The organism is Vibrio cortegadensis (assembly GCF_024347395.1).
Classification (GTDB): Bacteria; Pseudomonadota; Gammaproteobacteria; order Enterobacterales; family Vibrionaceae; genus Vibrio; species Vibrio cortegadensis.
Genome location: NZ_AP025472.1, coordinates 2,398,572 through 2,411,821, shown reverse-complemented (window position 1 = coordinate 2,411,821; position 13,250 = coordinate 2,398,572). Strand labels below are relative to the sequence as shown.

Genomic DNA, 13,250 nt, shown 5'->3' with positions numbered 1-13,250 from the left:
ATTACATCACTAGAAGTAGCATCAACGCTAAGCGTACCATTTGTCACTTTTTGGGACAAAAGCGAGATTGAGTGATAATTCTAAATGACTTCTGTCCCAATTTATTACCAAATAGGAGCGGGGAGAATGTAATTGGAGAACTACCTGTCACAACAATGCTTATATTTCTTTCCCGAGTTGCATAGGGGACACACGTCGTTTCGTCCTATTTTCTGATGTGTAAGGTTTCTAGTTGAAGACGTATTAACTCTACTTGGCATGTAAAATCTTGACTTTACATTGTTTTTTATATCTTGAGCTGAAGAGGTTTGTAGGCTATTGGATAAAGCTGAAATAGAGTCAAGCATGCTTTTCTGAGAATCAAAAGGGCATCCTTTAGAATCAAAATTGCAATAGAAAGCCGTCCAATCATCTTCTTCCTTCTTGGTAAGAGACATTTTTGCAAATAACCGATCTAGAGCCCTTAAGTGCTTTGGAGTAAGGTTTTCTATTTCTTTTCTGATTTTGATGGGACAATCTGAGCTCCGATAGCTAGCTATAAACTCCCCAAGACCTTTCTTGATTTCAATCGGATTTTCTCCGGCATGTTTGAGAATTAGTAATCCGAACTCATATCTAGCAACTGGATCATTACTTATTTCAACATATCTGCTGTAACATGAAAGAGCTTCAACTAGTTGTTCTTTGTTATGTGGTTGACGGACTAAAGTTCTTCCCGCGCTAAGCAATGCTGGTACATAACCATTTGACAGTGACTGTTCAATATATACCCAATAGTTATCGAACTCACCTTCTCTAAGATAAAATTCAGCTAATTTATATTGTGATTCTGGGTAACCTGAATTTGCCGCTTCTGTTAGTAGCTCCATTGATCGTAAAAGATCTTTCTTGACGAGCTTTCCATCGGCATAGACTTTACTTAGGGTATTCAAAGCTAAAGGGTGGCGTTTTTGAGCTGATTCATCTAAAAACCTCAGCGCTTCTCGGATATCTTCCTCATCTTTGTCATCTAGTTCAAGTAGAAAATAACCATAATATGCTTTGGCTTCATCGTGATCCGAGTATGCCGCGAAGCTTAGGTGGCTAATACCTTTGTGCATATTAACTTCACATCCTAACCCTTTAATATATGTGAGCCCAAGAGTGAACCGACTATCAGAATGTGCCCAGTTCGAGGTAGACTCCAAGAAATGCAGGGCATTTCTTAGTTCATCACCATCTTCTTCAGAAAAATAGACATAGCTTTGGTTAGTTGTATTGTTGAATGTCTGTTCCCACCTCTGATTACGCTGTTGTATTAAAGCTATCGCAACATCATACTTCGCTTGCGAATCATTTTTGAACAAAGCTTTGTAGGTTAAATTCTCTAATTCGGTTTCATTAGACTCGATAAATTCGTATTGAGTAGGCTGAAGCCCTTGAAATGAGGTTCGTATAAGATCGACAGTATCACATAACACTAATAGCGTATTTCTAGCTAACTCTCTGAAATCCGTTTCTTTTAATGAGAATTGCTCTGGGTGGGCAGCTTTGTTTCCTTCTAAGCGGATTTGATGTAGGTATTTAATTATATCTTTGTTTATAAGTTTTGTTGAATGGAGTTTCTCTACTAGATCATATAGATCAGAATCGCGTTTCTCTTCACCAACCTCGGATAACATCAAGGTAGTTATACTTGTTGCCAGTGAGCGGAGGATAATCAGTGTTTGGATTGGTGCAGATTTATAAAGACATTTCGCTCGTTCATATTCCTGTCCCATCACTTCATCGAAGTCCTTGATGAGTTCGATGTCATCTAGAGTTTTCAAGTTGTTCAATTCCTCTGGCTAAAAATCTTTTTCATCTGTTTGAACATAAAAGAATCATCAAAATAATACCTTCTTCTTGCTCCGGGACAAAAGCGACTTAGGAATTAGCCTAAATCGCCAAGCTTTATATGATTTACATTAGATTGAGGATTTGAATTGCTTCCACTACGATTTTTGTACGCTCTCCTTTTCTAGGAGGAAAGCCTGCTCGACGGAAGTAGGCTTCGATTAAGTGTTGCCATTCTGAGTCATGATGATCATCACTAGGCTCAAACAGGTCTGAGCTGTACAAGCATTCTTGCGCGATCATTGTAAGGACTACTTGATGGTGTTCGGCATCAAGTGACCCTTCTTGGATGGGAACTATTTGATGTTCACCAAAGAATTCAGCAAGCTGTTTTGCATCAGCTCTTGAACGAGCAAGCGAGCTAGCTATCTGTTTATTAAAGCAAAATAGCATGACTCCAAACAGCCTAAGTAGTCGGTATCCGAATACAACGCCATTAGCTAGAGCTTGCCCATTTGAGAGTTGTTGGTATACCTCTATGCACCTGACCAGTGTTTCCACTTCACGCAATGAAAGGTGATGCTCACTTATGACATGCCTTACTAAAGCAAACTCGGCATTTTCTGCCAAATTAAGAGATTCCAAAAGGGGGCTTTGGTTAACTAGGTTTTGATAGTGGAAAACAGAAGCTAGAGACTTTTCTAGACCGCTATGATTTGAAAAGGAGTTCGGTAGTACGAAAGTAAACTTGAGGAATTTATCAAGATATTGTTGAGCGTTAACACTGTCACCATATCGATGATTAATAGAGGCTTTTAGTTGGTTTGTGTTGGTCACTAGGACAAACTGAACACCAGAAACAGGGAATGTGTGCTTAATTACTTCGAGTATATTCACCGCAAAGTCAGGTCGACATCGGTCTAGTTCATCGATGAATACTACAATAGGCTTTTCTTCCGTAATATCAGCCATCATTTTTTGCAGAGCTTCTAGGCTTTCATTAGCCTTTATATGATCTTTTAACAGCGACTCTACTGACGAATCTATCGCTTTGTCTGCTACTTTCTGGATCTCTTTATCAAATCCATCAAGGACAGTTTCTGTATCTTGTTTTAAAACATGAGCAACACCTGCTTTTGCTAAAGTTTTTAGACCATACCTAACTGTTGGTAAGACTTTTTGAACGAAGCTTTCTCGTTGCTCACCTTCAGGTAGAACCTTCAAAATTTCAGCTAGTATTGTTAGCAAAGGTTCGTTGGCATGATCAGCCTGAAATGCATCAACGTAAATCAAATGATGCGAATCTTTGCCTTTCATTAAGTTGATTAGTTTATGGCAAAACTCTGTTTTTCCGGTTCCCCATCCACCATCAACGACCATTGGAGAAATATCTATCGAAGACTCAAGCAATAGAGCTACTTTTTCAGCGACAGTTTCTCGTTTGAACTCATCACGGTCAGTAAAGGTTATATTGTTCATTGGTTTCAATTAAGCCTTATAAATTATATTCTTAATGAGTAGCGTACTTCACATCACCACGCTCATAGCAAGTAGCCGCCCATGTGTGTTTATCAATCACTTTTGCTCCAAAAGGCCCATATACACCCCATGCAACTGAAATGTCTTCGTCCCAACAAAGGTCGCACTGTAGTGCTTCCGTGGGAATGGTCATACTTAAAATGTCGTGTGCAATATTATGAAGTGATGTAGGTTTGGCGCAGTAACAATTTTTACTACCTAATGGGTCTCGCAGTGTTAATGGGCCTACATATCGACGATAAAGCTTGGGAAACACTTTCCGTAAACGCTGTTGCACTGCTTTTAGTATTGTTTTTTCGCCTTTAGTTTCAGCATTTTTCATGAGCCTAACTAGACTGTCTTGGTTATCATATTGCCCCTGATTTATCTTTGAAAACAGAGCGTTTAAACGCTCTGATCTAGATGTTGTTCTGCTGGTACTCGGAGTTTCTGACGAGGATGTTAGTTGAATAGGCGCTATTTTTTCGCCATGTATTTTTCTAAGGTGGCGTTTAAGGTTTTTCTGTTTGATAGCCTTTTTACATTGAGGACACTCAACGAATAGCTCTTTATCAGATAGTGAATTATTCATCTACAACCTCAACGGTCTTATGTTGCGCACCGTAGTACGTCCCCTCATCAATGATGTAACGCAGCATCACACCACAGCTTGGGCAATCAAACTCTTCGTTTGGTTCAATGCATTCGTCTTCAATCCAGTCCCAGCCAAAGTGATTCTCACATTCGGGGCATTGCATAACGGCTCCTCACGTCTCACAACTCTCTGAAATCCTTAGTGCATCTTCAATCTCGACGCCAAGGTATTCAACCGTGCTTTCTAACTTAGCATGACCAAGAAGTAATTGAATAGCCCTAAGATTCTTGGTTTTAGCGTAGATCAAAGAAGCTTTGGTGCGGCGCAGTGAATGTGTGCCGTATTGCGTTTTATCGAGTCCTATATCAGTAACCCATCGATTAACCATGGTTGTGTAGTAATGGTATGAGATGGGCTGCCCTTCACGGCGTGGGCTTGGGAATAAATAGTCTGTTGGCTGTAATGAGTTTTGAATGATCCATTGTGACAAAGTTTGCTGAGTCTTCTGCTGTTTCACTATGGTTCTCGACATAACGCAGCCGCTGCGGCTGACATCTTGAACTTTCAAGTTGCGTAAATCACAGGATCTCAACTTACAGTCGATGGCTAGATTGAACAGTGCCAACTCAAACAAGCGTTCTTCCAATTCAAGTCGAATACGGATGCGCCAAATGTCCTCTAGCTTGAAGGCTTTCTTCTGACCTACACGCTTTCCTTTATTCCAAGCTTCCATAATGTGCTCCTTACTTCATAAAAATGCTCTTTAAGTAAGGCAGAAATCAAAGACAATGCTGTATCCAGTGGTATGATTGACGGAATATTTCTATAACAAGAAAACTTCTAATGAATCAAACAGAACAACAGTATTTGAAAGAGCTTGAAGGTAAGCTTTGGAACGCCGCAGACAAGCTACGTTCAACGCTAGACGCAGCGCAGTACAAACACGCAGTGTTAGGTCTAATCTTCGTTAAATACGTCTCTGATGCATTTAAGTTGCGTCAGGATGAGATTAAAGCTGATATTGCTAACCCTGAGCACGAATACTATTTAGATCCTGCCGATTACTCTGAAGAAGAACTAGCAGAAGAAATCAAGATTGAGCTTGAGCAACGTGACTTCTACACAGAGAAAAATGTGTTCTGGCTGCCAATTGAATCCCGTTGGCAGTTTCTGCAAAACAATGGCCCGCTGGTTATTGGTGGTGCTGAGTTAGATGTTGACGGTAAAACGAAAAAAATCACTTCTGTTGGGCACCTAATTGATAACGCACTTGAAGGCATCGAGCGTGATAACCCGAAACTGAAAGGCGTACTTAATAAGTCCTATTCGGGCATGCAGATTGACCAAGCCAAGCTTAACGAACTTATCAACCTGATTGCCACTATTCCGTTTGTTCATGCCGATCTAAACAGTAAAGATATCCTAGGTCATGTATACGAATATATGCTGGGTCAGTTTGCGCTTGCCGAAGGTAAAAAAGGCGGTCAGTTCTACACGCCAGCCTCTATCGTAACGCTGATCGTTGAAATGATTGAACCGTTTGAAGGTCGTGTGTATGACCCTGCAATGGGTTCTGGTGGTTTCTTCGTTCAATCAGAGAAATTCATCGAGCGTCATGCAAACGAGAAGAAGGTTGATGCCCTTACTCAGAAGCAGAAGATCTCTATCTACGGTCAAGAATACAACCATACAACGTGGCAATTAGCAGCGATGAACATGGCGATTCGTGGTCTTGATTACGACTTCGGTAAAGAGCCTGCAAGTACCTACACCAATGTACAGCATCCAGATTTACGTGCTGACTTCATCATGGCTAACCCTCCATTCAACATGAAAGAGTGGAACACTGGCGTAGATGATAACGATCCTCGCTTCAAATACGGCCAACCGCCATCAGGTAACGCTAACTTCGCATGGATGCAGCACATGCTTCATCACCTTGCTCCTGAAGGCTCTCAGGCGCTTCTGTTGGCAAATGGTTCGATGAGTTCAACGACCAACAACGAAGGTACTATTCGTCAGGCGTTAATCGAGAATGACTTGATTGAATGTATGGTGGCGCTTCCCGGCCAACTGTTTACCAACACACAAATCCCTGCTTGTATCTGGTTCTTAACTAAGAACAAGAATCCTCGCGTTGATAAGGCAGGGCGTAAACTACGCGGTCGTAAAGGTGAAGTGTTATTTATTGATGCGCGTAACCTTGGCTACATGAAAGACCGTGTACTTCGTGACTTTAACTTCGATGACATTAAGAAAGTCGCAGACCTCTTCCATGCTTGGAAAACAGGTGAAGAAGTTAATGGCGTTGGTTATGAAGATCAAGCAGGTTTCTGTAAGTCAGCAATGCTAGAAGAAATCACTAAGCACGATTTTGTTCTGACTCCGGGTCGCTACGTTGGTGCTGCTGAAGAAGAGGATGACGGTGTTCTTTTTGCTGAGAAAATGGCAACACTGACTTCGAAGTTAGGTGAGCAGTTTGCAAAGTCGGCAACGCTAGAAGCTGAGATCAAGAAGAACCTAGCGGGGTTAGGTTATGAGTTGTAATTGGCCTGAATTTACCGTAGCTGATTTGGAAAAGAAAAAGCTAATTCTTGTTCAAGATGGGAATCATGGTGAGTACCGTCCGAGGAAGAATGAGTTTGATGCCGATGGTATCGCATTTATTCGAGCTGCCGATTTTTGCAATGGAACTCTAGATTTTACTGGAGCAGAAAACATAAATGATGTTGCTTTTCAGCGTATAAGAAAAGGGATTGGCAAAGATTTAGATACTATTCTTTCGACAAAGGGTACGGTTGGTAAGATAGCGTTTGTTCCAGAAAACTCCCCTAAATTTGTATGTTCACCTCAGACAACATTTTGGCGCTCATTGGATCATACTTTTCTTCATCCACAATATCTTTACTATGCGCTTCAATCTAAGCACTTTGTAAACCAGATTTCATCAAGAAAAGGTGAAACTGACATGGCTGACTATCTTAGCTTAACAGCACAAAGAAGCTTATCTTTATTAATACCGGACATATCAACACAAAAAAAGATCGTTGCCCAGTTGTCGGTCATAGACGCAAAGCTTCAACTAGGAGCGCAAACAAACCAAACCCTTGAAGCTATAGCTCAGGCCATTTTCAAGTCATGGTTTGTCGATTTTGACTCAGTAAAAGCCAAGATGAATGGTGAGCAACCTGAGGGGATGGATGCGGCTACTGCCTCGCTATTCCCAGAAAAGCTAGTTGAGTCTGAATTGGGTTTGATACCTGAGGGGTGGGAAGTAAAGCCCTTAGACAAAGTTGCTCACTTCCAAAATGGGCTGGCATTGCAAAAGTTTAGGCCTGAGTCTGAAGATGATGAATTCTTACCAGTTCTTAAAATTGCTCAGCTACGCCAAGGCTACTGTGATGGCAAAGAGAAGGCACGTACAGATATAAAAGAATCTTGCAGAGTATACGATGGGGATATGATTTTCTCATGGTCAGGCTCCTTGATGATTGATTTATGGACTGGTGGTAATGCTGCTTTAAATCAACATCTTTTCAAGGTTACGAGTGAAGAATATAACCTACCGTTATACCTGTTCTGGACAAAACACCATTTGGTGAAATTCCAGCAAATTGCTAAAGACAAAGCAGTAACGATGGGACATATAAAACGTGGTCACCTGAGTGAATCATTATGTGTCATTCCTCCAAAGGAACTAAGAGACAAAATGGATGAAGTTTTGATGCCATTAATCAATCAAGGACTTAATTTGCGACTTCAGAGTAACCAGTTGGCCGCACTGCGTGACACGCTACTTCCTAAATTGCTTTCCGGCGAAATCGACTTAGACAAAGTGTTAGACGTTTAAGATAAGGACAATAAGACGTGTTTAAAATTGATAAGGAATCCAACCGAATTTCAAGAATAGAAACTAAACGTTTTAGTGATCTTGGTTTTCGAGAACGTGATCACCTGCAAGAATGGTTAGCGAACCAACCAGACGCCTTAGGCGAAGAGCTACTTATCATTCAAAAAGAATTCGATGGGTTTGATGATACGAGAGAGCGTCTTGATCTATTAGCGATGGATAAAGACGGGAACCTTATCATTATAGAAAACAAGCTTGATGATACTGGTCGTGATGTCATGTGGCAGGCTCTTAAATATGCGTCTTATTGTTCTAATCTAACCAAGTCACAAATTGTCGATATTTATCAGGGCTATCTAATTAAGTATTGCGGTGGTGGTGATGCAAAATCTCAATTATGTGAATTTCTAGATGCTCCTGATTTGAGTGAAGTCGTTCTTAACTCTGGTATGAATCAACGCTTGATGCTAGTTGCAGCCAACTTTAGAAAAGAAGTAACAAGTACGGCATTGTGGTTATTGAATCACGGCATTCAGGTTCAATGTTTTAAAGTGACGCCTTATTCAATGGCTGAAGATCTTTTTCTTAACGTTGAGCAAATCATTCCGACTCCTGAAGCTAAGGAATTGATGATTGGAATGAATGCCAAAGAAGCTGAAGAAAAGAACACAGAAGCAGAACTTAAGAATCGACACCGAATCCGAATGGCTTTTTGGGAGAGAGCATTAGAATCCATGAAGAGTAGTCAATGCGATTTGTTTAACAATATCAATCCAAGCAAAGATCACTGGCTAAGTGCTGGCTCTGGTGTTCGTTCTTGTCCGTTTACTTTGATCTTTGGTGTTAGAGAGGTTCGAGTTCAACTTGAAATGACTCGTGCTGGAGGTTTGGAAAACAAGTTCTTGTTTGACCAGTTACTAGAACAGATCAGTCCAATCGAATCCTCTTTTGGTCAACCTTTGGAGTGGTTGCGGTTAGATGATAAAAAAGCATCTAGAGTTCAGTTACGAAAAGAGTTTGATGGGTACGATCGAGAACAATGGCAAGAGATGATTGACTGGTTAGTTGAGCACATGATCTTACTCGAAAAAGCGTTTAAATTTCCACTTCAAGTGGCAAGTGATAAATTAAAAAATACTACTTTTGAGGGTGGAGCCGAGACATGATCACTGAAGACCAGTTAGAAAAAGAATGTATTAGATGGTTCACCGACCAAGGTTATCTGTATAAAAATGGCTATGACATCGCACCTGATGGAGATTCTCCAGAGCGTGATGATTATCATCAAGTTGTTTTAAAGCAACGGCTATTAAATCAATTAGCAATCATCAATCCAGAGCTTCCGATAGAGGCACTGAATGATGTGGTTAACACGGTATCTTCCCCCGATACGCCAATTCTTATTAAAAACAACCGCGCCTTCCACAAGTTTGTGATTGAAGGGGTGCCTGTCGAATACACGATTGTTGAAGACGGCGAATCAAAGACAAAGCATACTCACGCTCAGTTAATGGATTTTACGACGCCTGATAACAATGAATTCCTTATCGTGAATCAGTTTACGATTACAGGTACAAAAGGGAATCGCCGTCCCGATGTTTTGGTGTTTATTAACGGCTTGCCCATCTCTGTTATTGAGTTGAAAAATCCAGCCGATGAGCATGCCGACATTTGGAATGCCTTTAATCAACTTCAAACCTACAAAGATGAAATTTCAGATCTGTTTATTTTCAATGAAGCGCTGGTTGTTAGCGATGGGTGGACGGCTCGTGTTGGTTCACTGACGGCTAATAAAGAACGATTCTTACCTTGGAAAACCGTCGCTACGGAGGACGATAGACCATTATTGGAGTTTCAATTAGAAACCATGGTTCGTGGCTTCTTTAAGCAAGATTTATTGCTCGATTACATCCGTTACTTTGTGTTGTTTGAAACTGACAATGACAAAATTATCAAGAAGATTGCAGGCTATCACCAGTTTCACGCGGTGAGAGCGGCTGTTGAGGCGACGGTTCGTGCCGCCAATACATCTGGTAACTTCCTTGAGAGCACTATACCTGCTTTAGAAAAAATTAAACAAGGGAGTGGTAAAGCTGGTGTGGTTTGGCATACGCAAGGCAGTGGCAAAAGCATCTCTATGGTTTGCTACGCGAGTAAGTTATTGCAACAAGCCGCAATGAATAACCCGACGATCGTGGTGGTGACTGATCGAAATGATCTCGATGGTCAGCTTTACAATACCTTCGGGATGGCACAAGAGACGTTAAAGCAAATACCTCAACAAGCGGACGACCGAGATGCGTTACGTGAACTGCTTTTAAATCGCCAATCTGGAGGCATCATCTTCACGACGATTCAAAAGTTCGCTTTATTAGATGAAGAGACTGAGCACCCTAGACTGTCTGAGCGAAGTAATATCGTTGTTGTTTCTGATGAAGCGCACCGAAGCCAGTATGGCAATAAGTCAAAGATGGTAGAAGTGAAGGACAAAAACGGCACTGTAACGGGTCACAAGTACGTTTATGGTTATTCCAAGTATATGCGTGACGCATTGCCTAATGCTTCATTCATCGGCTTTACAGGAACACCTATCGCAATGGATGACAAAGACACGCGTGGTGTTTTTGGTGAGTACGTCTCTATCTATGATATTCAAGATGCCGTTGACGATGGTGCCACGGTGCCTATCTACTACGAATCTCGCCTCGCTAAGCTTGATATTAACCAAGAGGAAATAGAGCAACTTAACGATAAAGTTGAAGATGAAATCGGTGAAGATGAAGAAACGGCAGATCGTGAAAAAGTAAAATCAGAATGGGCAACGTTAGAAAAACTTGTAGGCGCAGAGCCTCGTATTGAACAAGTCGCAAAAGATCTCGTTGAACATTTCACCACTCGAACGTCGACCTTTCCCGGTAAGGCGATGATTGTTTCGATGAGTCGAGAAATCTGTGTCGATCTTTACAATGCTATTGTGGCAATTAAACCAGAGTGGCATCACCCAGATACAGATAAAGGTGCAATCAAGATTGTGATGACTGGCTCTGCATCAGACAAAGAAAAGATGCAGCCTCACATCCACGATAAGAAAACCAAAAAGCTATTCGAGAAGCGTTACAAAGATACTGAGGATGAACTTCAGCTCGTCATCGTTCGAGATATGTGGCTGACAGGATTCGATGCACCTTGTTGCCATACCATGTATATCGATAAACCAATGAAAGGGCATAACCTAATGCAGGCTATTGCTCGTGTTAACCGAGTATTTAAAGATAAACCCGGTGGTTTGGTTGTCGATTACATCGGTATCGCTAATGAACTTAAAAATGCACTAAAAACCTATACTAACAGCCAAGGTAAGGGCCAACCAACTGTCGATACAGCAGAAGCGTTTTCAGTATTGATGGAGAAAGTTGATATCATCAGAGGGATGTTTGCAACACCCGTTGATACAAAGGTATTCAACTACCGTCCAGACTTTGAAACGGATGCATTGCGCTTGTTACCGGGAGCAGTTAACCATTTGTCAGGTTTATCTCATACTGACGCTAACGGAAAACAAGTCAGGGACGGAAAGAGGCGATTCCTCGATGTGATGGCGGCTTTGGCTAAAGCATATTCACTGTGTAGCACCATGGATGAAACTCACGGTTATAAGAACGAAATTGCCTTTTACTCTGCGATCAAGACAGCTTTTATCAAGCACTCAACGGTAGACAAGAAACGTACCGATGAAGAGCGCAATACAGTGTTAAAACAAATTCTAAATAATGCAGTTGTAGCCGATGGTGTTGATGATATTTTCACTATGGTAGGGCTTGATAAGCCAAACATTGGGCTTCTGTCTGAAGAGTTCTTAGAAGATGTAAAGAACATGAAAGAGAAGAACCTCGCGGTAGAGCTGTTAGAAAAGCTGCTTCGTGATGAGGTTAAATCTCGCATGAAGAACGACGTCGTACAGGAGAAGAAATACTCTGAACGTATTATGTCGACGCTTCAAAAATATCATAACCGTAGTATTGAAACGGCTCAGGTTATTGAGGAGCTGATTCAATGGGCAAAAGAGATGCAAGAAGATGGGGAGTTATTAGAGAAACTCGACCTCTCTGTTGACGAAATTGCTTTTTATCGTGCCTTGGTCGACAACGAATCTTCGGTTAGAGATCTTGGTGACGACAACTTGCGTAAGCTTGCTATTGAATTGACTCATCAACTACGTAAGTCAGCCACTGTCGATTGGCAAAAGAGGGATAGTGTTCGTGCTCGAATGCGCAATCTTGTTCGTCGGTTATTACGTAGATGGAAATACCCGCCAGATGCGGCAGAAGAGGCGATAAAGCTTGTACTAGAGCAAGCTGAAGTGCTGGCAGATGGTTGGTATAAGTAATTATAAAATTCTAGTAGATGTTAAAAGGCCACCAGCCCAGCAACTGAGTCGGAGTGTGTTCAAGTGAACCATCTCCATATCTAGGGCGTAACATCGCTTAAAAGTGCTAGCTGGTGGCTTAGCTTTTACGAAGCTGCTTAATGGGTTATTACGGTATAAACCCCAGCAACACAAGCTCCTTATATTCGGCGTGCATTAATGAATTAGTACAAGCATCATGCTGATAAGAAGATTTGAGAGAAGGTAAGGCGTTATGAATTGCTGGTGGACACTGAAACTGGTGTAGTGCGAACTAAAGAGTTTAATGGGGGAGTTGTACTCCTTACGGTGGTTTAGAGTTTAACTGGGTGATTGTTATGACTCCCAACAGGGTTGTTGATTACGTAGTGGTGCATGAGCTTTGTCATCTAATCCATCACGGCCATTCGCCACAGTTCTAGAAGGAAGTTGAACGAGTCATGCCCGACTACCAAGAACATAAAGACTGGCTGAGAGAGTACGGGCATGGACTATGTGTTTAATGGTATTTATGAGAACCAACTCTGATAGCTCTATCTCAGAGTAGGTTCTCTTTTTTATCAATTAGATGGTTCTTAGTTAATGTTCATGAAGTCAGGTTTATCAAAGCTTTCTTGATGATTGCATCCTTTTAGCGTTCTATAGATATCATCTAAAAAACCGTTTAGAGCTTGTCGGTTGTTGTATTGAAGGTCTAGCTCTTTAGTCTCACTAGGAATGCGAACGTATGCTTGTTCAAGCTCTGTAAATATATGAGGTATTTCACCATCATAGAGTTTGAGTTTAGAGACGCATTTTCCGTGTAATGAGTTGAAGTTAGTCTTGCTGGAAATCGCAACAAGGCACCGTTCTATGTGTTTCTTCAATTTAGTACTCTGCTCATCTGTCATTCTTTCAATGATAATGCAACATGAGCGTGCCATGAATTGACAGGATGTATTGCCATTGAGCTGATATTCTTTTTTATACTGTAGGTAAATTTTTGTAATCTCACTTGTTAGCTCTAGTACTTCTTCGGTGAATAATTTTCTCATTTTGGTGTTTCCTATTGTTAAATTTTGTGTTAC

11 protein-coding genes are annotated in these 13,250 nt (G+C 41.2%); 5 read left to right on the top strand and 6 right to left on the bottom strand.

The window, feature by feature from the left end:
* Window positions 1-140: 140 nt before the first annotated feature.
* From OCV39_RS11375 to OCV39_RS11355, 5 genes are all read right to left on the bottom strand, one after another.
* Window positions 141-1,808: a DUF4145 domain-containing protein gene (locus OCV39_RS11375; RefSeq protein ID WP_261888490.1), complete on the bottom strand. Its 1,668-nt coding sequence runs from the start codon at window positions 1,806-1,808 to the stop codon at window positions 141-143.
* 133 nt (window positions 1,809-1,941) lie between these two features.
* The gene (locus OCV39_RS11370) at window positions 1,942-3,294 is read right to left on the bottom strand and encodes a KAP family P-loop NTPase fold protein (RefSeq protein WP_261888489.1); all 1,353 of its coding nucleotides are present in this window, start codon (window positions 3,292-3,294) and stop codon (window positions 1,942-1,944) included.
* A 31-nt stretch (window positions 3,295-3,325) separates the two neighbouring features.
* Window positions 3,326-3,925, bottom strand: a complete 600-nt coding sequence (locus tag OCV39_RS11365) for a hypothetical protein (protein WP_261888488.1) — start codon at window positions 3,923-3,925, stop codon at window positions 3,326-3,328.
* Entirely contained in the window at window positions 3,918-4,091 is a 174-nt protein-coding gene (locus tag OCV39_RS11360; protein WP_261888487.1) for a hypothetical protein, read from the bottom strand. The genes OCV39_RS11365 and OCV39_RS11360 overlap by 8 nt, the downstream gene beginning before the upstream one ends.
* A gap of 9 nt (window positions 4,092-4,100) precedes the next feature.
* Entirely contained in the window at window positions 4,101-4,661 is a 561-nt protein-coding gene (locus OCV39_RS11355) for a tyrosine-type recombinase/integrase (RefSeq protein ID WP_261888486.1), read from the bottom strand.
* Between the two features lie 110 nt (window positions 4,662-4,771).
* Between OCV39_RS11355 and OCV39_RS11350 the strand changes: the two genes are divergently transcribed.
* The 5 genes from OCV39_RS11350 to OCV39_RS11330 all read left to right on the top strand — a co-directional run bounded on the left by OCV39_RS11350 (window position 4,772) and on the right by OCV39_RS11330 (window position 12,605).
* Window positions 4,772-6,475, top strand: coding sequence for a type I restriction-modification system subunit M (locus OCV39_RS11350; protein WP_261888485.1), 1,704 nt, complete (start codon window positions 4,772-4,774; stop codon window positions 6,473-6,475).
* A 25-nt stretch (window positions 6,476-6,500) separates the two neighbouring features.
* Complete coding sequence (locus OCV39_RS11345) at window positions 6,501-7,778, top strand: restriction endonuclease subunit S (RefSeq protein ID WP_261888484.1); 1,278 nt, start codon at window positions 6,501-6,503, stop codon at window positions 7,776-7,778.
* Between the two features lie 17 nt (window positions 7,779-7,795).
* Entirely contained in the window at window positions 7,796-8,944 is a 1,149-nt protein-coding gene (locus OCV39_RS11340) for a DUF4268 domain-containing protein (RefSeq protein ID WP_261888483.1), read from the top strand.
* Window positions 8,941-12,165, top strand: a complete 3,225-nt coding sequence (locus OCV39_RS11335; RefSeq protein WP_261888482.1) for a type I restriction endonuclease subunit R — start codon at window positions 8,941-8,943, stop codon at window positions 12,163-12,165. Before OCV39_RS11340 ends, OCV39_RS11335 begins: the two co-directional genes overlap by 4 nt.
* A 356-nt stretch (window positions 12,166-12,521) precedes the next feature.
* On the top strand, window positions 12,522-12,605 hold the full coding sequence (locus OCV39_RS11330) for a M48 metallopeptidase family protein (protein WP_261889510.1): 84 nt from the start codon (window positions 12,522-12,524) through the stop codon (window positions 12,603-12,605).
* A 153-nt stretch (window positions 12,606-12,758) separates the two neighbouring features.
* Here the strand turns inward: OCV39_RS11330 and OCV39_RS11325 are convergent, their stop codons facing one another.
* Complete coding sequence (locus OCV39_RS11325; RefSeq protein WP_261888481.1) at window positions 12,759-13,217, bottom strand: hypothetical protein; 459 nt, start codon at window positions 13,215-13,217, stop codon at window positions 12,759-12,761.
* Window positions 13,218-13,250 lie beyond the last annotated feature (33 nt).

Excerpts from the sequence above, each read along its gene's own strand:
- OCV39_RS11365 (WP_261888488.1), bottom strand. The coding sequence starts at position 3,925 with ATGAATAATTCACTATCTGATAAAGAGCTATTCGTTGAGTGTCCTCAA.
- OCV39_RS11350 (WP_261888485.1), top strand. The coding sequence starts at position 4,772 with ATGAATCAAACAGAACAACAGTATTTGAAAGAGCTTGAAGGTAAGCTT.
- OCV39_RS11370 (WP_261888489.1), bottom strand. The coding sequence starts at position 3,294 with ATGAACAATATAACCTTTACTGACCGTGATGAGTTCAAACGAGAAACT.
- OCV39_RS11335 (WP_261888482.1), top strand. The coding sequence starts at position 8,941 with ATGATCACTGAAGACCAGTTAGAAAAAGAATGTATTAGATGGTTCACC.
- OCV39_RS11360 (WP_261888487.1), bottom strand. The coding sequence starts at position 4,091 with ATGCAATGCCCCGAATGTGAGAATCACTTTGGCTGGGACTGGATTGAA.
- OCV39_RS11330 (WP_261889510.1), top strand. The coding sequence starts at position 12,522 with ATGACTCCCAACAGGGTTGTTGATTACGTAGTGGTGCATGAGCTTTGT.
- OCV39_RS11355 (WP_261888486.1), bottom strand. The coding sequence starts at position 4,661 with ATGGAAGCTTGGAATAAAGGAAAGCGTGTAGGTCAGAAGAAAGCCTTC.
- OCV39_RS11325 (WP_261888481.1), bottom strand. The coding sequence starts at position 13,217 with ATGAGAAAATTATTCACCGAAGAAGTACTAGAGCTAACAAGTGAGATT.